Source organism: Nocardioides sp. Z30_9, from assembly GCF_058215735.1.
Genome location: NZ_JBZAJF010000001.1, coordinates 209,991 through 229,802, shown reverse-complemented (window position 1 = coordinate 229,802; position 19,812 = coordinate 209,991). Strand labels below are relative to the sequence as shown.

19 protein-coding genes are annotated in these 19,812 nt (G+C 70.6%); 9 read left to right on the top strand and 10 right to left on the bottom strand.

What is annotated here, in order from left to right:
* Position 1: 1 nt before the first annotated feature.
* From urtE to AC4BGB_RS01125, 6 genes are all read right to left on the bottom strand, one after another.
* Entirely contained in the window at positions 2 to 697 is a 696-nt protein-coding gene (gene urtE, locus AC4BGB_RS01150; protein WP_490544129.1) for an urea ABC transporter ATP-binding subunit UrtE, read from the bottom strand.
* Complete coding sequence (urtD, locus tag AC4BGB_RS01145) at positions 697 to 1,473, bottom strand: urea ABC transporter ATP-binding protein UrtD (protein WP_490544128.1); 777 nt, start codon at positions 1,471 to 1,473, stop codon at positions 697 to 699. The genes urtE and urtD overlap by 1 nt, the downstream gene beginning before the upstream one ends.
* A complete protein-coding gene (urtC, locus tag AC4BGB_RS01140; protein ID WP_490544127.1) occupies positions 1,470 to 2,555 on the bottom strand; it encodes an urea ABC transporter permease subunit UrtC in 1,086 nt (361 codons plus the stop codon). The genes urtD and urtC overlap by 4 nt, the downstream gene beginning before the upstream one ends.
* Positions 2,552 to 3,436, bottom strand: coding sequence for an urea ABC transporter permease subunit UrtB (gene urtB, locus AC4BGB_RS01135; RefSeq protein WP_490544126.1), 885 nt, complete (start codon positions 3,434 to 3,436; stop codon positions 2,552 to 2,554). Before urtB ends, urtC begins: the two co-directional genes overlap by 4 nt.
* 86 nt (positions 3,437 to 3,522) lie before the next feature.
* The gene (urtA, locus tag AC4BGB_RS01130; protein WP_490544125.1) at positions 3,523 to 4,764 is read right to left on the bottom strand and encodes an urea ABC transporter substrate-binding protein; all 1,242 of its coding nucleotides are present in this window, start codon (positions 4,762 to 4,764) and stop codon (positions 3,523 to 3,525) included.
* A 199-nt stretch (positions 4,765 to 4,963) separates the two neighbouring features.
* Complete coding sequence (locus tag AC4BGB_RS01125) at positions 4,964 to 5,884, bottom strand: 5'-3' exonuclease (protein ID WP_490544124.1); 921 nt, start codon at positions 5,882 to 5,884, stop codon at positions 4,964 to 4,966.
* A 41-nt stretch (positions 5,885 to 5,925) separates the two neighbouring features.
* Between AC4BGB_RS01125 and AC4BGB_RS01120 the strand changes: the two genes are divergently transcribed.
* Positions 5,926 to 6,363, top strand: a complete 438-nt coding sequence (locus AC4BGB_RS01120) for an Lrp/AsnC family transcriptional regulator (protein ID WP_490544123.1) — start codon at positions 5,926 to 5,928, stop codon at positions 6,361 to 6,363.
* Positions 6,364 to 6,379: 16 nt separating this feature from the next.
* Here the strand turns inward: AC4BGB_RS01120 and AC4BGB_RS01115 are convergent, their stop codons facing one another.
* Positions 6,380 to 6,865 carry a VOC family protein gene (locus AC4BGB_RS01115; protein ID WP_490544122.1) on the bottom strand — a complete coding sequence of 162 codons (486 nt, stop codon included), beginning with the start codon at positions 6,863 to 6,865 and terminating at the stop codon, positions 6,380 to 6,382.
* A 53-nt stretch (positions 6,866 to 6,918) separates the two neighbouring features.
* Positions 6,919 to 8,148 (bottom strand): GAF domain-containing protein, encoded by a 1,230-nt coding sequence (locus AC4BGB_RS01110; protein ID WP_490544121.1) that lies wholly within the window; start codon positions 8,146 to 8,148, stop codon positions 6,919 to 6,921.
* Positions 8,149 to 8,265: 117 nt separating this feature from the next.
* Here AC4BGB_RS01110 and AC4BGB_RS01105 point away from each other — a divergent pair, with 117 nt between their 5' ends.
* Positions 8,266 to 10,158 (top strand): flavin-containing monooxygenase, encoded by a 1,893-nt coding sequence (locus AC4BGB_RS01105; protein WP_490544120.1) that lies wholly within the window; start codon positions 8,266 to 8,268, stop codon positions 10,156 to 10,158.
* Between the two features lies 1 nt (position 10,159).
* Here the strand turns inward: AC4BGB_RS01105 and AC4BGB_RS01100 are convergent, their stop codons facing one another.
* Positions 10,160 to 11,161, bottom strand: a complete 1,002-nt coding sequence (locus AC4BGB_RS01100; protein WP_490544119.1) for a DNA topoisomerase IB — start codon at positions 11,159 to 11,161, stop codon at positions 10,160 to 10,162.
* Positions 11,162 to 11,278: 117 nt separating this feature from the next.
* On the opposite strand from AC4BGB_RS01100, the gene AC4BGB_RS01095 reads away from it, so the two are divergent.
* Positions 11,279 to 12,616 carry an MFS transporter gene (locus tag AC4BGB_RS01095; protein ID WP_490544118.1) on the top strand — a complete coding sequence of 446 codons (1,338 nt, stop codon included), beginning with the start codon at positions 11,279 to 11,281 and terminating at the stop codon, positions 12,614 to 12,616.
* Here the strand turns inward: AC4BGB_RS01095 and AC4BGB_RS01090 are convergent.
* Positions 12,613 to 14,013: a KamA family radical SAM protein gene (locus AC4BGB_RS01090; protein ID WP_490544117.1), complete on the bottom strand. Its 1,401-nt coding sequence runs from the start codon at positions 14,011 to 14,013 to the stop codon at positions 12,613 to 12,615. The two genes, AC4BGB_RS01095 and AC4BGB_RS01090, sit on opposite strands and share 4 nt — an antisense overlap.
* Positions 14,014 to 14,172: 159 nt before the next feature.
* Here AC4BGB_RS01090 and kdd point away from each other — a divergent pair, with 159 nt between their 5' ends.
* From kdd to AC4BGB_RS01060, 6 genes are all read left to right on the top strand, one after another.
* Positions 14,173 to 15,216, top strand: a complete 1,044-nt coding sequence (gene kdd, locus AC4BGB_RS01085) for an L-erythro-3,5-diaminohexanoate dehydrogenase (protein WP_490546766.1) — start codon at positions 14,173 to 14,175, stop codon at positions 15,214 to 15,216.
* Complete coding sequence (kamD, locus tag AC4BGB_RS01080) at positions 15,213 to 16,796, top strand: lysine 5,6-aminomutase subunit alpha (RefSeq protein WP_490544116.1); 1,584 nt, start codon at positions 15,213 to 15,215, stop codon at positions 16,794 to 16,796. The genes kdd and kamD overlap by 4 nt, the downstream gene beginning before the upstream one ends.
* Position 16,797: 1 nt before the next feature.
* Positions 16,798 to 17,577, top strand: a complete 780-nt coding sequence (kamE, locus tag AC4BGB_RS01075) for a lysine 5,6-aminomutase subunit beta (protein ID WP_490544115.1) — start codon at positions 16,798 to 16,800, stop codon at positions 17,575 to 17,577.
* Positions 17,574 to 17,972 (top strand): 3-aminobutyryl-CoA ammonia lyase, encoded by a 399-nt coding sequence (kal, locus tag AC4BGB_RS01070; RefSeq protein WP_490544114.1) that lies wholly within the window; start codon positions 17,574 to 17,576, stop codon positions 17,970 to 17,972. The genes kamE and kal overlap by 4 nt, the downstream gene beginning before the upstream one ends.
* A 437-nt stretch (positions 17,973 to 18,409) precedes the next feature.
* Complete coding sequence (locus AC4BGB_RS01065; RefSeq protein ID WP_490544113.1) at positions 18,410 to 19,234, top strand: polyprenol monophosphomannose synthase; 825 nt, start codon at positions 18,410 to 18,412, stop codon at positions 19,232 to 19,234.
* Positions 19,231 to 19,809 carry an FxsA family protein gene (locus AC4BGB_RS01060; RefSeq protein ID WP_490544112.1) on the top strand — a complete coding sequence of 193 codons (579 nt, stop codon included), beginning with the start codon at positions 19,231 to 19,233 and terminating at the stop codon, positions 19,807 to 19,809. The genes AC4BGB_RS01065 and AC4BGB_RS01060 overlap by 4 nt, the downstream gene beginning before the upstream one ends.
* Positions 19,810 to 19,812 lie beyond the last annotated feature (3 nt).

Below are 19,812 nucleotides of genomic sequence, written 5' to 3'. Positions count from 1 at the left end.
CTCAGACCGCCATCGCCGCGCGCACGTCGGTCACGGCGTCCGCGCCGCCGTCACCACTGGAGGTGACCCGCCCGGCCTCGAGCACGTAGTAGCGGTCGGTCGAGCGCAGCGCGAAGCCGACGTGCTGCTCGACGAGCAGCACGGAGAGGTCGCCGCGCCGGGTCAGGTCGAGGATCACCTGCTCGATCTCCGCGACCACGTTGGGCTGGATGCCCTCGGTGGGCTCGTCGAGGATCAGCAGCCGGGGATCGGTCAGCAGCGCCCGGGCGATGGACAGCTGCTGGCGCTGGCCGCCGGAGAGCAGCCCGGCACGGCGCGAGAGCAGCGGGCGCAGCGCCGGGAACATCTCGAGCGTGTCCTCGATGCTGGTGCCCGCGCCACCGCGGCGACCATCGGTGACCAGCTGGAGGTTCTCCAGCGTGGTCAGCTGGGCGAAGCACTGCTGCCCCTGCGGCACATAGGCGAGGCCACGGCGTACCCGCGCGTGTGGCTTGAGCCGGGTCACGTCCTCGCCGTCGATCAGCACCTGCCCCGAGCGCACGGGCAGCAGCCCCACCGCGGCTCGCAGCAGGGTCGTCTTGCCCGCACCGTTGTGGCCCATCACGGCCACGGCCGTGCCCTCGGGCACGACCAGGTCGACGTCGTGGACCACCAGGGTCCGGCCGTATCCCGTCGTCACGCCACGCAGCTCCAGCATCAGCTCGCTCCTGCTTCCTGCTCGGCCTCTTCCACTGCGGCCTCCACGGTCCTGCCCAGGTAGACCTCCTGGACGCGGTCGTCGGCCTGGATCTCGGCGACGGTGCCCTGGGTGAGCACCTTCCCGGCGTGCATCACCGTCACCGAGTCGGCGTAGGTGCGCACGAAGTCCATGTCGTGCTCGATCACCACGACGGTGCGGCGCTGCGCGATCCTGCGGAGCAGCTCGCCGGTCTCCGCGCGTTCCTCGGCGCTCATCCCGGCCACTGGCTCGTCCAGCAGCAGCACCCGCGCGTCCTGCACCAGCAGCATCCCGATCTCCAGCCACTGCTTCTGGCCGTGGGCCAGCACGCCGGCAGGGCGGTCGGCGAGGCCGGCCAGCCCGATCGTCTCGAGCGCGTCGGTGACCTCGGGCGGCACCCCTCGCCGGGCGCGGAGCATCGTGTGCACCTTGCGCCTGGCGCCGGCGGCGATGTCGAGGTTCTGCAGCACGGTGAGCTCCTCGAAGACCGTGGCGGTCTGGAAGGTCCGGCACACCCCGAGCCGCGCGATCTGGTGCACCTTGCGGTCGAGCAGGTTGGTGTTGCCGAACATCGCCCGTCCCGAGGCGGGCACGAGACCGGTGATCGCGTCCACCAGCGTGGTCTTCCCGGCGCCGTTGGGCCCGATCAGGAACCGCAGGTCGCCCTGGAGCACGGTGAGGTCGACCCCGTCGACAGCGACGAAGCCGTCGAACTCGACCCGCAGGCCGACGACCTCGAGGTAGTCCCCGCTCATGCGCTCGCCGCCTGTCGGGTACGCCGGAACAGCCGCGGCAGCTGGGCGAGGCCTCCGGGCAGGAACAGGATCACCAGCACGAACAGTCCTCCTTGCAGATAGGACCAGAAGGACGGGAAGGTCTCGGAGAGGCTCGACTGCGCCCACGCCACGGCGATCGCCCCCACGGCCGGGCCGAGCAGCGTCGTACGCCCGCCGAGGGCCACCCCGATCAGGAACGCGATCGAGGGGAGCACGCCGACGTCGGCGGGCGAGATGATCCCGGCGATCGGCACGAACAGCGCGCCGCCGATGCCGGCGAGGACCGCCGAGAGCACGTAGGCCACGAGCTTGACGTTGGCCGGGTCGTAGCCCAGGAACCGTACCCGCTCCTCACCGTCGCGGACGGCGACGAGCAGCTCGCCGTAGCGGCTGCGGTAGAGCTGGGCGACCAGCGCCACGGCGGCGAGCAGGGTCCCGGCCGCGATGTAGAAGAGCATCACCCGGTTCGCCGGGTCGTAGAGGGAGTAGCCGAAGAACGACTGGAAACCGTTGAGCCCGTTGGTCCCGCCGATCGTCTTCTGCTGTCCCACCAGCAGGATCGCGAAGGCCGCGGCCAGCGCCTGGGAGAGGATCGCGAAGTAGGCGCCCTTGACCCGGCGCTTGAACACCGCGACCCCGAGCAGGGTCGCCACGATCGCGGGGAGCAGCACGATCGCCGCGACGGTGAACAGCGGGTCGGCGAACGGCTCCCACCACCACGGCACCACCCCGTCGCCGTAGAGGGTCATGAAGTCGGGCACCCCGTCGGTCTGGGTCGCGTCGGCGAGCTTGAGGTGCATCGCCATCGCGTAGGCGCCGAGCCCGAAGAAGAGCCCTTGCCCGAGAGTCAGCATCCCGCCGCGTCCCCAGGCCAGGCCGATGCCCACCGCGACCATGGCGTAGCAGCAGAAGCGCGCGAGCAGGGTCAGCCGGAAGTCACCGAGGACCGCGGGTGCCACGACGAGCAGGGCGACGGCGAGCGCGGCGTACCCGGCGAGCGGGGCCCAGGAAGGGGCCCAGGAAGGGGCCGAGCGCAGCAACCGGTTCCGGGTCGCAGTCATGCCAGGCTCCGGGTGCGCACGGTGAACAGACCCTGCGGACGGACCTGGATGAACGCCACGATCAGCAGCAGCACCAGCACCTTGGCGATGTTCGCCGTCATGGAGTGCTCGAACGTGGCCTGGAGGACCCCTAGGGAGAACGCCGCGATCACGGTCCCCTTGATCTGCCCGATGCCGCCGACCACGACGACGAGGAACGCGTCCACGATGTACGCCGTGCCGAGGTTGGGTCCGGTCGAGCCGAGGAGCGTGAGCGCCACGCCGGCGATCCCGGCGAGTCCGGAGCCGAGGAAGAACGTCACCTGGTCGGTACGCCGGGTGGAGACCCCGAGGGTCTCGGCGAGGTCGCGGTTCTGCACCGTGGCCCGCACCCGCCGGCCCAGGGGAGTGAGCAGCAGCAGCGCGGCGACGAGCAGCACGCAGACCACGGCCAGCCCGAGGATGAACAGCCGCGCGATCGGCAGGTCCACGGTGCCGAAGGAGACCGAACCCGACAGCCAGGACGGGGCGTTCACCTCCTTGGCGGGAGCGCCGAAGATGTCGCGCGCCAGCTGCTGGAGGATCAGCGAGACCCCGAAGGTGACCAGCAGCGTGTCCAGCGGCCGGTGGTACATCCGCCTGAGGATGGTCATCTCGAGCAGCAGGCCGATCAGGCCACCGACGAGGAAGCCCAGCGGGATGGACAGCAGGATCGAGGCGCCGGCGTCGGAGACGACCTGCTGCACGACGTACGCCGTGTAGGCACCGGCCATGATCAGCTCGCCGTGCGCCATGTTGATCACCCCCATCTGGCCGAAGGTGAGAGCCAGGCCGAGGGCGACGAGGAGCAGGACCGATCCGACGGAGAGTCCGACGAAGAGCTGGAGCAGCAGGGATTCCACGCTGTGCCTTTCTCGCGGGTGAGTCGAGAGGAGGGGTTCCCGGCCGGTGGGAGGTCCGGCCGGGAACCCGATTCAGGAGTGGAGACTCAGCTCTTCCACCAGTCGTAGCCCTTGAGGAACGGGTCCGGTTCGATCGGGCCGTCCGAGGAGCCGACCGTCCGGATCAGGCCGTCCTTGCCGACCTTGCCCATCAGGAAGGTCTTGGCGATGTGGTGGTTGTCGCCGTTGATCGTGACCGTGCCCTCGGGCGCCTCGAAGCTGACGCCGTCCGAGGCGTCGATGACCTTCTCCACGTCCCACGAGCCGGCCTTCTCGACCATCGCCTTGTAGAGGTAGAGCGAGGTGTAGGCGGCCTCCATCGGGTCGGAGGTCACCTTGTCGGCGCCGTACTTCTTCTTGAACGCGGCCACGAACTTCTGGTTCGCCGGCGAGTCCACCGTCTGGTAGTAGTTCCAGGCCGTGAGCTGGCCGACGAGGTTCTCCACGCCGACACCGGCGACCTCCTCCTCGGCGATCGACACCGAGACGACGGGCATCTTGGCGGCGGTGAGGCCGACGTTCTTGTACTGCTTGAAGAACGCGACGTTGGAGTCGCCGTTGAGCGTGTTGAACACCGCCTCCGCCTTCGAGGCCTTCACCTTGTTCACGATCGTGGAGAACTCCGTGTGCCCGAGGGGGGCGTACTCCTCGCCGAGGACCTCGATGCCGTTGGCCTCCGCATAGGCGTTGATGATCTTGTTCGCCGTGCGCGGGAAGACGTAGTCGGAGCCGACCAGGAAGATCGACTTGACGCCCTCCTTCTTCAGGTAGTCCATCGCCGGCACGATCTGCTGGTTGGTGGTGGCACCGGTGTAGAAGATGTTGTGCGAGGACTCGAGGCCCTCGTACTGCACGGGGTAGAACAGCAGCGCGTCGTTGCCCTCGAAGACCGGCAGCATCGCCTTGCGCGACGACGAGGTCCAGCCACCGAACACCGCGGCGACACAGTCCTTCTGGATCAGCTTGGTGGCCTTCTCCGCGAACTTCGCCGGCTCGGAGGCGCCGTCCTCCTGGACGACGTCGAGCTGCTTGCCATCGACGCCGCCGGCTGCGTTGATCTCCTCCGCCGCCAGCTTCAGGGAGCGGGAGACGGTGCTCTCGCTGATCGCCATGGTGCCCGACAGGGAGTTCAGCAGACCGATCTTGACGCTGTCACCGTCGGTCTTCACGCAGGACTTCGCGGACGCCGACTCCTCTCCGGTCTTGGCGCCGCCGCAGGCGCTCAGCGCCAGGGCGGCCGCGAGGGCGACGGATGTGCTCGTGATCGCGCGCAGGCGACGGTGCTTCATGGAATTGGGTTCCCTCTCGACGTGCGCCCCTGGTGGGCCCGTACCGGTGGCGCACGACGGTGTGCTCCGCAATTGCGAGCAACGTAGGGAGTGCTTGTTTCGCGGTCCTACCCGAATCGTTTCCGGCTGATTACCTAACCCGGAGCACGCAGGTGGAGAGGGGGATTTCCCCTCTGCACAAGGGGTTTCTCCGAATGGGTCAGTTCTCGAGCACGTTCACGAGCCGCGCGACCGGGCTGCTCAGGCCCCACTGCTCCGCGATCGCCGCGAGCATCTCCGGCTCGGCGGGGGAGTCCGGGAGCGTCAGGTCGGGCGCGCCGAGATCGATGTCGCGCGCGACCGCGACGACCTTCGGGGCCACCTCCAGGTAGTCCAGGGCGGCCTTGATCCGGCCGCGTGGTCCCGGGCCCATGTCCCCGTCGGGGTCGAGGGCCGCCGCGATGATCGCGTCGAGGTCACCGAACCTGTTCAGCAGCAGGGCCGCGGTCTTGTCGCCGATCCCCGCCACCCCGGGCAGCCCGTCGGAGGAGTCCCCGCGCAGGGTCGCGAAGGCGGCGTACTGGTCCGCGTTGACGTCGTAGCGCTCCCGCACCCAGGCGTTGTCCACCCGCTCGTGCTTGCCGACACCGCGCGCCGTGTAGAGCACCCGCACCTGCGCGTCGTCGTCGACGAGCTGGAAGAGGTCCCGGTCGCCGGTGACGATGTCGACCGGCATCCCCGCGTCGGTGGCGAGGGTGCCGATCACGTCGTCGGCCTCGTAGTGGTCGGCACCCACGATCGCGATCCCGAACGCCTCGAGCGTGGCCCGGATCAGCGGGACCTGCTGCTCGAGGGGGTCGGGGACCTCCTCGATGTCGGGCGCTTCGGCCCGGGGTGCCACCACCCGGTGCTCCTTGTACGACGGCAGCAGGTCAACCCGCCACTGCGGGCGCCAGTCGTTGTCCCAGCAGCAGGCCAGGTGGGTGGGCTCGTACTCGTCCACGAGGCGGCTGATGAAGTCCAGCAGTCCTCGAACGGCGTTGACCGGCGTCCCGTCCGGGGCACGGACGGTGTCGGGCACCCCGAAGAAGGCGCGGAAGTAGAGCGAAGCGGTGTCCAGGAGCATCAGCCGATCAGCCACTCGGGGAGTCTAGGCGCCCACAGCCCCCCTAGGCTTCGGCCGTGGAGAACATCGATCGTCAGATCCTGGGACTTCTCGCCGACGACGGGAGGATGTCCTACACCGACCTCGGCAAGGCGACCGGTCTCTCGACCAGCGCGGTCCACCAGCGGGTGAAGCGGTTGGAGGAGCGCGGGCTGATCCTGGGGTACGGCGCCACCATCGACCACGCGGCAGCGGGGAAGCCGCTCACCGCGTTCATCTCGATCACCCCGTTCGACCCCTCCGAGCCCGACGACTACCCCCAGCGGCTCGAGTCGATCCCCGAGATCGAGTCGTGCTGGTCGGTGGCGGGGGAGGAGTCCTACATCCTCAAGGTCCGAGTGGGGACGCCCGCGGACCTCGAGGACCTGCTGGCCCGGATCCGCGCGACGGCCAACGTCTCCACGCGCACCACGATCGTGCTCTCCACGCCGTACGAGAACCGTCCGGCGCACTGATTTCGCCGAGGACGGCTCAGGACCCGGCGTACGCCGCCTCGAGCTCGTCGATGCGGAACGCACGACGGTCGATCTTCATGAAGCACTCGACGACCCGCTGCACCCGTTCGGGGTCGGGGTCGGACATCATCTTCTCCAGCACGGTCGGGACGACCTGCCAGCTGAACCCGTAGCGGTCCTTGAGCCAGCCGCACATCGACGGCTCGCCACCCTCCACCAGGGTGTCCCAGCACCGGTCGATCTCCTTCTGGGTGTCGCAGGGGACCGAGAACGAGACCGACTCGTTGGCCTCGAACCTGGTGTCGCCGCCGTTGAGCGCGACGAAGGGCTGGCCCATCAGCTCGAAGTCGATCGTCATCTTCTGCCCGGCGTAGGCGCCGGCGTCGGGGCCGTGCTCGGTGCTGCCGAGGATCCGGCTGTCCTCGAAGAGCGCGCAGTAGAAGTCCACCGCCTCCTCGATCTTGCCGTCGTTGATCCACAGGTACGGGACGATCTTCTGCATCGGCTTCTCCTAGGTTCGGTGTCGCCGGGACTGACCCGGGAAGGGCGCGAGAATCATCGTTCCGGGGTCCGGTCGCGCAGCCGCTGCACGACGGGGGCGCTCGAGCCCGGCAGCACAGCCGCCCGCTCGGCCGGGAGCGCAACCGAGCAAGCGACGCCGGGCGCGATCCGGTAGGGGTTCGAGAGCAGCACGCTGCCCACCACCCGTCGCAGCCGGGATATCTCCGCACGCACCGTGACCGCCCGCTGCTCGTCGTCGAACAGGTCCAGCGCGAGCCCCGTGGCGGTGCGTCCCCCGTGACCCGACTCGACCATCGCGGCGACGATCTCGGCGTGGCGCGGCGAGAGCCGTCGCGCCCAGGACCCGCTCGGCCCCTCGACCCGCAGGCAGGGTGTCCCGGTCAGGTCGAGGACCAGGGACGAGGGCGCCTGGTGGGGCTCGGCGTCGAGCCGGAGCAGCCAGCCACCCGCCAACGGCTCGGCGTGGGCCCGGCCGAGGTGCGGCAGCCACACCGCCCCACCGGTGAGGTCGTCCGGGAGCGCGACCCGCTCCGGCATCCGGGCACCCACCGCTGCCGCGAGGTGGCCATCGGCGTCCACGGCCAGGGCGTCGCCCGCGATCGTGGCCAGCAACGGCGCCGCCGTCGACCGCAGCCGGTCCAGGTCGGCCCGCCGGCGTTCGACGAGCTCCATCGAGGTCAGCCGGGCGGCCATCTCGACCAGCGCCAGCTCGGCGGGGTGCATCCCGCGCGAGGGGCCGCTCACGTCCACGACCCCCAGGGTCCGCCCCGACCACGGGTCCCGCAGCGGGGACGCGGCACACCCCCAGGCGGTGTGGGACTCCACGAAGTGCTCGGGCCCCTGGATGTGCACTCCCTCACCGAGGACCAGGGCGGTCCCGATGGCGTTGGTCCCGACGTTGCTCTCGGTCCAGGCCGAGCCGCCCACGAAGCCGAGACCGTCGGCCATCCGGCGTACGCCGCTGGACCCGATCCGCCACAGCACCCGACCCTCGGCGTCGGCCACCACGACCAGCTGACCCGCGTCGGTGACCGGCGAGAGCGTCTCGGCCAGCCGGGGCACGAACTCGGCCAGGCCGCTGCGGACGCGACGGGCCTCGAGCTCGGAGCCGGAGAGCGGGGGGACGTCGGGGACCGAGCCGGGCTCGAGCCCGCACGCGGCGACGCGGCGCCAGGAGGCGGCCACGGTGGTGCGGGGAGCGTCGGGAGCACCATCGCCGGAGAGCACGGCGTCGCGGCTGCGGTGCAGCTGGAGCTCGTCCATGTCGCCTCCCAGTGACCTCCCCGCCGCACGGCAGGGATTGCAACGTGCTGCAACCCTGTCACCGGGACCTCCCGGTGGTGTGTGCTCGGTCACACCAATGTAGGCGAAGGAGAGACCATGACCCAGGCCCCCGAGCGGGAGAACGTGCAGGCTCCCACCGGCCCCACCCCCCAGTCCCGCGTCGACGCCTGGCTCGGCGACTTCGAGTCGGCGCTGCAGGCCCGCGACGTGGACCGGGCGGCGGGGTTGTTCTCCACCGACAGCTTCTGGCGCGACCTCGTCGCCTTCACCTGGAACCTGAGGACCGTCGAGGGGCGCGAGGGAGTCACCGACCTGCTCACCCAGACGCTCGAGGGCACCGATCCGTCCGGCTTCGCGACCGAGGAGCCCCCCGAGGAGGCCGACGGGGTGATCACCGCCTGGATCACCTTCGAGACCGGCGTGGGGCGCGGCCGCGGCCTGCTCCGGCTCAGGCAGGAGAACGGCGACGAGGAGCCAGTCGACCGGGCCCATGACCGCGCCCATGACCGGGCGTGGACCCTGCTCACCGCTCTCTACGAGCTCAAGGGTCACGAGGAGCCTCGGGGCACCCACCGGCCGATGGGCGCCGAGCACGGCGCCAACAAGGATCGCCGTACCTGGAAGGAGAAGCTCCAGGACGAGGCGGAGAGCCTGGGCAGCACCACGCAGCCCTACGTGCTGGTCATCGGGGGCGGGCAGGGCGGCATCGCCCTCGGGGCCCGCCTGCGCCAGCTGGGCGTCCCCGCCCTGGTGATCGACAAGCACCCACGGCCCGGCGACCAGTGGCGCAACCGCTACAAGTCGCTGTGCCTGCACGACCCGGTCTGGTACGACCACCTGCCCTACCTGAAGTTCCCCGACACGTGGCCGGTGTTCGCGCCCAAGGACAAGATCGGCGACTGGCTGGAGTCCTACACCAAGGTGATGGAGGTGCCCTACTGGTCGAGCACCACCGCCACCAGCGCCACCTGGTCACCGGGCTCCGCTGATTCCGGGGGAGGGGAGTGGACCGTCGAGGTGGAGCGGGAGGGGCAGCCGCTGACCCTGCGGCCCACCCAGCTCGTCTTCGCCACCGGCATGTCCGGCAAACCCAACATCCCGGAGATCCCCGGGACCGACCTGTTCCGCGGCGACGTGCACCACTCCTCGGCCCACCCGGGACCCGACCCCTACAGCGGCAAGAAGGTGGTGGTGATCGGCAGCAACAACTCCGCCTTCGACATCTGCGGCGCGCTGTGGGAGAACGACGTCGACGTGACGATGGTGCAGCGCAGCTCCACCCACATCGTGCGCAGCGACAGCCTGATGGAGATCGGTCTCGGGGACCTCTACTCCGAGCGGGCGGTGGCGTCGGGGATGACGACCGAGAAGGCCGACATGGTCTTCGCCTCGCTGCCCTACCGGATCATGCACACCTTCCAGATCCCGCTCTACGACCAGATGCGCGAGCGGGACCGCGACTTCTACGAGCGGCTCGAGGGCGCCGGCTTCGACCACGACTGGGGCGACGACGGCTCGGGCCTGTTCATGAAGTACCTGCGCCGCGGCTCGGGCTACTACATCGACGTGGGCGCGGCCGACCTGGTCGCCAACGGCGACGTCAAGCTGGTGCGTGGCCAGGTCGATCACCTCACCGAGGACGGCGTCGTCCTCGAGGACGGCACCGAGCTGCCCGCCGACGTGGTCGTGCTCGCCACCGGCTACGGCTCGATGAACGGCTGGGTCGCCGACCTGATCGACCAGGAGACCGCCGACCGGCTGGGCAAGGTCTGGGGCCTCGGGTCCGACACCACCAAGGACCCCGGTCCCTGGGAAGGGGAGCAGCGCAACATGTGGAAGCCGACGCAGGTGGAGAACCTGTGGATGCACGGCGGCAACCTGCACCAGTCCCGGCACTACTCGCTCTACCTCGCGCTCCAGCTCAAGGCCCGTCACGAGGGGATCGACACTCCGGTCTACGGGCTGCAGGAGGTGCACCACACCTCCTAGCTCAGCTGAGCAGGTCGAGGACCGCCGCCTCGAGGGTGCGCTGCTTCTCCGCGGGTGAGTCGTACTCCCTGCTCACCAGCTCGGGGTCGATCGTGGTGCCGTTCTCGTAGAGGTCGATCACCCGCGGGTCGATGTAGGAGTTCTTCGCGATCGTCGGGGTGTTGCCGAGGTACTCCGAGACCTCGGAGACCGCCGCCTTGATCGCCCGCTGCCGCGAACGCTTGGTGTCCCCGGGCTCGGAGGAGGCGGCCAGGGCGGCGGCCGCCAGCACGGTGGCGTGCCAGGTGCGGAAGTCCTTGGCGGTGAGGTCCTGCAGGTGCCCGCTGAGGTAGGTGTTCACCGAGGTGGAGTCGAGGTCGCGCCAGCGGCGCTGCAGCTGGTAGGCGAGCAGCCGGGCGCTGCCGCCGCGGCGCCGGCGCAGGGACTCCAGCACCGCGAGCACCTCCGGGTCGTCGATCTCGATGCTGTGCTCGATCCCGGACTTGCCGGTGAACTTGAACACCAGCCGGTCCCGCTGCTTGCGCACGTGCCGCTTCTCCAGCGTGGTCAGGCCGAAGGACCCGTTGGTCTCGGCGTAGATGTCGCTGCCGATCCGGAAGTAGCCCAGGTCGAGCAGGCGTACGGCGACCGAGCTGACCCGCTCCAGGGGCATCCCCTCCAGGGCGAGGTCGCGCGAGATCGCCTCACGGGCTGCCGGGAGCTGGCGTGCCGCGGTGAGCACCCGGTCGAACTTCATCTGGTCCCGCTTGATCCGCCAGTGCGGGTGGTAGAGGTACTGGCGACGGCCGGCGTCATCGGTCCCCACGGCCTGGATGTGCCCGTTGGGGTACGGCGAGATCCACACGTCCTTCCAGGCCGGCGGGATCGCCAGCGACCGGATCCGCTGGATCTCGTCGGGGTCGGTGATCCGCAGGCCCGCCTGGTCCAGGTAGTAGAACCCCGACCCCGCGCGCCGCCGGCTCAGGCCCGTGCTGCTCGGGGAGACCGTCCTCAGTCGTGGCATGGAGGAGATGTTCCCCCACGCACGGGCCGGTATGCCGGTGATTCGTGCCAGCACGCGCACGAAAACCAGTGGGCACTGTCAGTCCGCGCCCGCACACTGTTCCCGGAGGAGGACACCATGACGGAGCAGGCCACCCGGTCCGGGGCGACCGGGACGAACGACGCTGCTGCGGGCCTCGCGCCCGCGGGCGGCGGGCCGTCACTTGCCCGTGCCCTGCGCCCGTTCCGACGGGGTCCCTACCGCCGCCTCGCCCTCGCCCTCGCCCTGTCGACGTTCGCGTCGGGGGTGTGGGTGGTCGCCCTGGTCTGGGAGGTCATCCGCATCGGGGGCGGCCCGGGACAGCTGTCCCTGGTCTCCACGGCCGGTGCGGTCGGCGTACTGCTGCCTGCGCTGCTCGGCGGCGTCGTCGCGGACCGGGTGCCGCAGAAGTGGATCCTGCTCTGCGTCGCCGCGGTCGAGCTCGCGGGGATGTCCCTGGTGGCGGTGCTCTCGCTGCTCGACCTCACCCAGGTGTGGCACCTCGCGGCCGTCTCCTTCGTCGCCGGCACGGGGATGGCCTTCTACTACCCGGCCTACTCGGCCTGGCTGCCGGCGCTGGTGGAGGAGACCGACCTCCAGGCCGTCAACGGCTTCGAGGGGATGGTCCGGCCGACGCTGGGCCAGGCCGTGGGACCCGGCGTCGCGGGCGCGGTCGTGGGTGCGGCCTCCGCCGGCGCAGCGGTGGCTGTCGCGGCCGGTGCCTCGCTGGCAGGTCTGCTCGCGCTGTCACTGGTGCCGCTCACGGCGGTCCGCCGGGACTTCGAAACGGCGGAGCAGGGTGGCGCAGTGTCCTCGGCCCTGCGCGACGTGCGCGAGGGCTTCGGCTACATGGTGCGTACGCCGTGGCTGCTGGCGTCGCTGCTGTTCGTCTCGCTGATGCTGCTGGCGATCATGGGGCCCTTCGAGGTGCTGATCCCGTTCCTGATCAAGGACAAGCTCGGCGGAGGTCCGGGCGACCACGCGCTGGTGATGGCTGCCTTCGGCATCGGCGGCGCCATCGGGGCGCTGGCGGTGGCGGCGGTGAAGCTGCCCCGGCGCTACCTGACGGTGATGAACCTGCTCTGGGGCATCGGCTGCCTGCCGATGATCGTGATCGGGCTCGCCACCGACGTGTGGATGATCGTGGTCGCCGCGTTCGTCTTCGGCGCGATGTTCTCGGCACCGATGGTCATCTGGGGAACGCTGCTTCAGCGCCGGGTGCCCGCACACATGCTCGGCCGGATCGCCTCGCTGGACTTCTTCCTCTCGGTCAGCCTGATGCCGGTCTCGATGGCGCTCGCCGCCCCCGTCTCCGACCTGCTCGGCATGCGCACGACGTTCTTCATCGCCGGGCTGCTCCCCGGCGTGGTCGCGATCGTCGCGATCGTGTGGGCGCGGATGCCGCAGGACGAGCTCGCGCACCCGCTGGCGGACTAGCGGACCGAGGACCACCATGCCCGGCCCTCGGCCGGAAGCGAGTGGATCGGGTCGTAGTACTCGTAGGTGCGGGTCAGGGCGTCGGTGTCGTCGGCCTCGATCGAGGTGCGGTAGTTCTTCGTCCAGTACGAGATGCCCCGCTCCCGGTCGTAGTCGCTGAGCTGGTGCACCCAGCGCTTGCCCACGAACGGCACGTCACACACGATGCGCGGGGTCGCGAACCCCGGAAGGTAGCCCATGATGTGGTGCTGCAGGTCCTGGGCCGCGGACACCGGGATCCGCCAGTGCTCGGCCGCCGGGATCATGTCGCACAGGTAGAAGTAGTAGGGCATGATCTGCGCCCCGTCGAGCAGCCGGAAGCACAGGTCGAGCAGCGCGTGCGGGTCGGCGTTGACGCCGTCGAGCAGCACCCCCTGGTTGCGCACGTCCCGCACGCCCGCCTCGAACATCGCCGCCGCCGCCCGGGCCACCAGTGGCGTCACCGAGTTGGCGTGGTTGACGTGGGTGTGCAGCGCGATCGCCACGCCACGGGACCGGGCGGTGGCGCAGACCCGCTCCATCCCCTCGCGGACCTCGTCCTGCAGCCAGTGCTGGGGCAGGCCCATCAGCGCCTTGGTCGCCAGCCGGACGTCACGGACGTTGTCGATCTCCAGCAGCCGGGTGAGGAACTCCTCGAGCCGCGCCCACGGCATGTTCGCGACATCGCCGCCGGAGACCACCACGTCGCGCACCTCGGGGTGGACGCGCAGGTAGTCGAGCATCCCGGCGTGCCGGTCCACCGGCTTGCCGAGGAACTTCAGCTTGTCCACCGTCGGGGTCGAGTTGCCGACGAGGTCCATCCGGGTGCAGTGCCCGCAGTACTGCGGGCAGGTGGGCAGCAGCTCGGCCAGCACCTTGGTGGGGTAGCGGTGGGTGAGCCCCTCGGCTGCCCACATGTCGTGCTCGTGCAGCGAGTCACGGCTCGAGTACGGGTGCGAGGTCCAGTCCGTACGGCGGTCGGAGAAGACCGGGATCATGTAGCGGCGTACCGGGTCGGCGTAGAACGCCTCGGTCAGCGACCCCGGCCCGGCCGGGACGAGGTCGGGCGCCATCGTGTTCATCATCTGCGGCGTGACGAGCATGGACATCGTCGCCCGCTCGGCCTGGTCGCGTTCCAGATCGGCGTAGAAGTGCTCGTCGAGGAGGTCGCCGAGCAGCTCACGGAGCTGGCGGAGGTTCTTCACGCAGTGCGCGCGCTGCCACTGGACGCTCTCCCACTGCGCCTGTGTGACCCCGCGCCACCCCGGGAACCGGGTCCAGTCCGGCTCGACCAGGTCCACCCGGCGGTAGGAGTAGGGCTGAGCCGCCTGCCCGTTCAGCCCGTGGCCTACGGCGGCGATGGGCGTCTCGATGCTCATGTGTTTCTCCTCCTACGCCGGGCCGTGCGCGGTGTTTGGCTCTGCCGTCCCCTACCTGAGACAGTATGAGCATCATCTTGCGGGTACACCAACTGCGAACCGCAAGATCTCCCGTACTTATCGGGTTTCACCGGAAGGATTGCGTCAGTCGTGGAACAAATGGCAGGTGACCCGGTCGGGATGCACCGGGTGCTGGAACCGTCGGGGGTGCTCCCGCAGGCGGCGTGGAGGCTGGACACGGACCCGGTCGTGCGCGACACCGAGGTCCGGGTGCGGATCGAGCGGCTCAACCTCGACGCCGCGTCCTTCCGGCAGCTGGAGACCAAGCACGACGGCGACGGGGACGCCGTACGACGCGAGGTGCTCGAGATCGTTGCCAGCCGCGGCAAGATGCACAACCCGGTCACCGGCTCCGGCGGGATGCTGGTCGGCACCGTCGAGGAGGTGGGGGAGGCCTCGCCCCTCGGCCTGGCCGTGGGGGACCGGGTGGCGACGCTGGTGTCCCTGACCCTGACCCCGCTGGTGATCGAGGACGGGCTCGCCCGCTGGGACGGCCGGTCCGAGCAGGTGCCCGCCGACGGCTACGCCGTGCTGTTCGGCCGCAGCGTCGCCGCCAGGCTGCCGGAGGACCTGCCGGCCCCGCTCGCGCTCGCGGTGATGGACGTGTGCGGTGCGCCCGCGCTGGCCGAGCGCCACGTGCGCAGGTACGCCGACCCGGTGGTCGTGGTGATCGGCGGGGCCGGGAAGTCCGGGTCGCTGTGCCTCGCGGCCGCCCGCCGCGCCGGCGCCCGGCGGACCGTCGCCGTCGTGCCCACCCAGGGGGAGGCCGACCTGCTCGGTCCCGAGGGCCCCGGTGCCGGTCTCGCCGACGTGGTGGTGACCTGCGACGCCCGGGACCCGGTGGCGCTGCGTGACGCCGTCACCGCGGCCGCGGGGGGACCCGCGGACCTCACCATCGTGTGCGTCGACGTGCCCGGGTGCGAGGGCGGGGCGATCCTGTGCACCGCGGACGGCGGCACGGTGGTGTTCTTCTCGATGGCCACCTCGTTCAGTGCCGCGGCCCTCGGCGCCGAGGGACTCGCGGCGGACGTGACCATGATCGTCGGCAACGGCTACGTCCCCGGCCACGCGGAGCTCGCCCTGGAGATCGTCCGGGGCGAACCGGCTGTCCGGCGGCTCTTCGACAGGAGGCTCGAGGCGTGAGCGGCATCGAGAACAAGCTGGGACTGGACACCGCGACGGTGAGCCGGGCCCGCAGCCTGGCCCGCACCGTCGGGGAGCCGATCGTCGAGCTGGCCCGGGCCCACACCACGGTCTCGGTGGAGCGGGCCACGCTCCGGCTGGCCGGGCTCGCCGGGGCCGACCCGGACGGGACCCCGTGGGTCAACCGGCTCGCAGATGCGGTGCGTGCCGACGTCGGTCTCGAGCACGGGCTCGCGCTGCCGGTGTGGGACGCCCTGCTCCGCGGTGAGGCCGACGACCTCGAGACCCTGGCCCAGAAGGCGTCCTCGGGCTCGGCCCGCTTCGGCGTCCCCGAGGGGCCGGCGGCCCAGCGGGCCCGGGAGGCCGCCCGCGCCCAGGTGGGTGCCGGCGTACGCCGCATCGACGCGCGCCGGCGCGAGCGCGAGCAGCTGGTCGCCGAGATCGGGGACGCGCCCCGGCAACCGTGGATCTACCTGATCGTGGCCACCGGGGACATCCACGAGGACATCCCGCAGGCCCAGCAGGCCGCCCGCGAGGGCGCCGACGTGATCGCGGTGATCCGCTCGACCGGGCAGTCGCTGCTCGACTACGTGCCCGAGGGGGCGACCCGGGAGGGCTTCGCCGGCACCTACGCCACCCAGGAGAACTTCCGCCTGATGCGCGCGGCGCTCGACGAGTCGAGCCGGGAGCTGGGGCGCTACGTGCGCCTGACCAACTACGCGAGCGGCCTGTGCATGCCCGAGATCGCCGCGCTCGCGGGCCTGGAGCGCCTCGACATGATGCTCAACGACTCGATGTACGGGATCCTGTTCCGCGACATCAACCCGGTGCGCACCTTCGTGGACCAGCGGTTCAGCCGGCAGGTGCACGCGCGGGCCGGGATCATCATCAACACCGGCGAGGACAACTACCTCACCACCGCCGACGCGGTCGAGGCGGCGCACACGGTGACCACCAGCCAGCTGCTCAACGAGTACTTCGCCAAGGAGGCCGGCCTCGAGGACTGGCAGCTGGGCCTGGGCCACGCCTTCGAGATCGACCCGGCGGTCCCGGAGTCGTTCCGGATGGAGCTGGCTCATGCGCTGCTCGCCCGGGAGCTGTTCCCGGACGCCCCGCTGAAGTGGATGCCGCCCACGCGCCACATGACCGGCGACATCTTCCGCGGCTACCTGCTCGACGGGTTCTTCAACCTCGCGGGTGCGCTGACCGGCCAGGGGATCCTGCTGGTCGGGATGATGACCGAGGCCGTGGTGACGCCGTGGATCAGCGACCGCGACCTGGCCCTGCAGAACGTCCGCTACGTGCTGGAGGCCGCGGGCTCGCTGCACGAGGACTTCCGCCCTGCCCCCGACGGCTTCATCGTCCAGCGTGCCCGGCAGGTGCTCGGCGAGGCGATCGACCTGCTGGACCGGATCGCCGGCGACCGGGACAGCAGCGGCCACCCGCCCCTGCTCGCGGCGATCGCCGACGGCACCTTCGGGCTGATGAAGCGCCCGGCCGACGCCGGGCGGGGGCTGGACGGGGTCGTCGAGAAGGCACCGGAGTACTACAACCCCGCAACCGAGATCCTGGAGGAGTGACGTGGCTTCGACAAGCTCAACCGCCAGTGATGACGGCGGGAAGCGGTTGCTGCGGCCGTACGGCGACACGACCGGGGACGGGATGGTGCAGCTGTCGTTCACGCTGCCGATGCCGCACTCCAAGGTCGCCGAGGGCGCTGCGATCCAGCTGGCCGGAAAGATGGGGATGCAGCCGGCCCTGGTCGCGCACGCGAAGCCGATGGGCCCGGACTTCACCTTCTTCGTGGTCTACGGCCGGGTGAACCACCTGGTCGACCCCTCGGCAGTCGAGGTGGTCGAGCGGGACTACGAGCTGCTCACCCCGGCCGAGGTGAATGCGGCCGTCCGGGCGTCCATGCGCCGCCGGCTGGTGGTCGTGGGGGCCTGCATCGGCACCGACGCCCACACCGTCGGCATCGACGCGATCCTGAACATCAAGGGGTTCGCGGGGGAGAAGGGGCTGGAGTACTACCGCGAGCTGAAGGTCGTGAACCTCGGCGCCCAGGTCTCGGTCCCGCAGCTGGTCGAGTCGGCGGTGGCGGAGCAGGCCGACGCGGTCCTGGTCTCCCAGGTGGTCACCCAGCGCGACGCGCACCTGCTGAACACCCGGGAGATGTCCGCGGCGTTCCGCGAGGCGTTCCCGCCCGCGCGCAGGCCGCTGCTCGTGGTCGGCGGCCCGCGGTTCGACGAGACCATGTCCGAGGAGCTGGGGGTCGACCGCGTCTTCACCCGCGGCACGACCCCCGGTGAGGTGGCCAGCTACCTGGTGCACCGGCTGGCGAGCACCCAGGAGGCGTCGTGAGCACCCCCGCAGAGCCCGCAGGCGTCGGCCTGACGGTCGTGCACCGTCGCTACGTGTCCTACGCCCACGCGCACTACGCCGGGTCCCTGGTCGACGGCGCGTGGGGCCTGGGCCTGTTCGGCGACGTGGCCACCGAGCTGTGCATCCGCACCGACGGCGACGAAGGGCTGTTCGCCTCCTACTCCGACGTGCAGTTCCGCGCCCCGGTGCGGGCGGGCGACGTGGTGGAGGCCAGGGGCACCCTGGTCCGGAAGGGCCGGCGGTCGCGGCTGATCGAGTTCGAGCTGCTGGTGGTCGCCCGCGGGGACACCAGCGGTGGTTCCGGCTCCTCGGCGCGGGTCCTCGACGAGCCAGTGGTGGCGACCACTGCGACCGGCACCGTGGTGGTCCCGTAGGTGGACCAGCACTGGACCACACCGCGGCGTGTCCGGCACGACACGCCGCCCCGTAGAACAAATCACAGATTTTTCCTTCAGTCCTGCACAACGCGCTGACCTGCGATTTCGTTGTGTCACGGCTGGTGGGACCGGTGTTGACAGCAACTAGCCGGGCGGGTGAGGGTTTCGGCGTTACTCCGGGCAGAACGTCAGTCACTCGCCCGACGGATGCAGTTTCGGGCCATCTCACCAAGATGGTCGCGGAGGCTGCACTTGGCGGGTCGGGCAGCGTGGCAACGGCGGGAGGACACGGGGGGAGTGCGGCGACCAGTAGACAACGCATGCGACTCTGACATCCAGTCAGGGCGTGAGCGGTCCGAAGGTTCCCTAGCTCCCCCCGCCCTGCCCCCAGCACCCATCGCGACCGGCCACGAGACTCCGGATAGGTTCAGCGCATGACTGGCCCCGGACGCACCGTGATGGTGATGCCGACCTACAACGAGGCGCTCAACCTGGGCGTGGTCGTCGATCGTCTCCGGGTGGCACAGCCCGACCTCGACATCCTGGTCGTCGACGACGACTCCCCGGACGGCACCGGCGAGCTCGCGGACCGGATCGCGGCGTCCGACCCGCACGTCACGGTCCTCCACCGGGCCGAGAAGCAGGGCCTCGGCGCGGCGTACCTGCACGGCTTCCGGGTCGCCCTGGACCGCGGCTACGACGTCATCGGCGAGATGGACGCCGACGGCTCCCACCAGCCCGAGCAGCTGCACCGGCTGCTGGAGGCCCTGGCCGAGGCCGACCTGGTGATCGGCTCCCGGTGGATCCGCGGCGGGAGCATCGTGAACTGGCCGCTGCGGCGCGAGCTGCTCTCCCGGGGCGGCAACCTCTACATCCGGCTGCTGCTGGGCATCCACGTGCGTGACGCGACCGCCGGCTACCGCCTGTTCCGTCGTACGACGCTCGAACGGCTCCCGCTCGACGAGATCCAGTCGCTGGGCTACGTCTTCCAGGCCGATCTCGCCTACCGCACCGCGAAGGCGGGGATGCGGGTCGTCGAGGTGCCGATCGAGTTCATCGAGCGCGAGCGCGGCGACTCCAAGATGAGCGCGGACGTGGCGACGGAGTCGCTCAAGCGGATCACCCGGTGGGGGATCAGCGAGCGGTTCCGGCAGCTCAGCCCGCGGCTGGCCCAGAAGAGGGACCAGAAGAGAGAACAGCGGCGTACGCAACGGCCAGACCGGAACACCCCCGGTCACCCGGACGTTGACCAGACATGAGCACAACCAAGAGGCGGAGCTCCCTGTGGTGGCTGCTGCTGATCGCCTTCGTGGTGGTGCCGCTGGTGGAGATCTACGTGATCATCCAGGTCGGCCAGGTCATCGGGGCCTGGTGGACGATCCTCCTGCTCATCGCCGACAGCCTGCTGGGCTCCTGGCTGGTCAAGCGGGAGGGGAGTCGCGCCTGGCGGGCGCTGCAGGCCGCACTTCAGCAGGGCCGGATGCCGGCCCGCGAGCTGGCCGACGGGATCCTGGTCCTGGTGGGCGGCATCTTGATGCTGTCGCCGGGCTTCGTCCTCGACATCCTCGGGATCCTGTGCATCCTCCCGATCACCAGGCCCCTGGGGCGGCGCGTGCTCGCCGGCGCGATCAGCCGGCGGCTGCTCGGGGCCTCCTTCACCACGCCCCCGCAGCCGGGCAACCGGCAGGGAGGCACCCAGCCCCCCTGGACCCCGCCGGGCTGGGCACGACAAAGCCCCGGACCGGGGTTCCCCGACAACGGGGTGGTCCAGGGCGAAGTCGTCGACGACTGGCCCGACGAGGGGCCCGAGGCCGGTCAGCAACCGCCTCGCTGATCA

What these genes read in the sequence shown, in the direction of transcription:
- urtE (WP_490544129.1), bottom strand. Translation starts at nt 697, where the DNA reads ATGCTGGAGCTGCGTGGCGTGACGACGGGATACGGCCGGACCCTGGTG.
- urtD (WP_490544128.1), bottom strand. Translation starts at nt 1,473, where the DNA reads ATGAGCGGGGACTACCTCGAGGTCGTCGGCCTGCGGGTCGAGTTCGAC.
- urtC (WP_490544127.1), bottom strand. Translation starts at nt 2,555, where the DNA reads ATGACTGCGACCCGGAACCGGTTGCTGCGCTCGGCCCCTTCCTGGGCC.
- urtA (WP_490544125.1), bottom strand. Translation starts at nt 4,764, where the DNA reads ATGAAGCACCGTCGCCTGCGCGCGATCACGAGCACATCCGTCGCCCTC.
- AC4BGB_RS01115 (WP_490544122.1), bottom strand. Translation starts at nt 6,865, where the DNA reads ATGCAGAAGATCGTCCCGTACCTGTGGATCAACGACGGCAAGATCGAG.
- AC4BGB_RS01110 (WP_490544121.1), bottom strand. Translation starts at nt 8,148, where the DNA reads ATGGACGAGCTCCAGCTGCACCGCAGCCGCGACGCCGTGCTCTCCGGC.
- AC4BGB_RS01105 (WP_490544120.1), top strand. Translation starts at nt 8,266, where the DNA reads ATGACCCAGGCCCCCGAGCGGGAGAACGTGCAGGCTCCCACCGGCCCC.
- AC4BGB_RS01100 (WP_490544119.1), bottom strand. Translation starts at nt 11,161, where the DNA reads ATGCCACGACTGAGGACGGTCTCCCCGAGCAGCACGGGCCTGAGCCGG.
- AC4BGB_RS01095 (WP_490544118.1), top strand. Translation starts at nt 11,279, where the DNA reads ATGACGGAGCAGGCCACCCGGTCCGGGGCGACCGGGACGAACGACGCT.
- AC4BGB_RS01090 (WP_490544117.1), bottom strand. Translation starts at nt 14,013, where the DNA reads ATGAGCATCGAGACGCCCATCGCCGCCGTAGGCCACGGGCTGAACGGG.
- kdd (WP_490546766.1), top strand. Translation starts at nt 14,173, where the DNA reads ATGGCAGGTGACCCGGTCGGGATGCACCGGGTGCTGGAACCGTCGGGG.
- AC4BGB_RS01065 (WP_490544113.1), top strand. Translation starts at nt 18,410, where the DNA reads ATGACTGGCCCCGGACGCACCGTGATGGTGATGCCGACCTACAACGAG.
- AC4BGB_RS01060 (WP_490544112.1), top strand. Translation starts at nt 19,231, where the DNA reads ATGAGCACAACCAAGAGGCGGAGCTCCCTGTGGTGGCTGCTGCTGATC.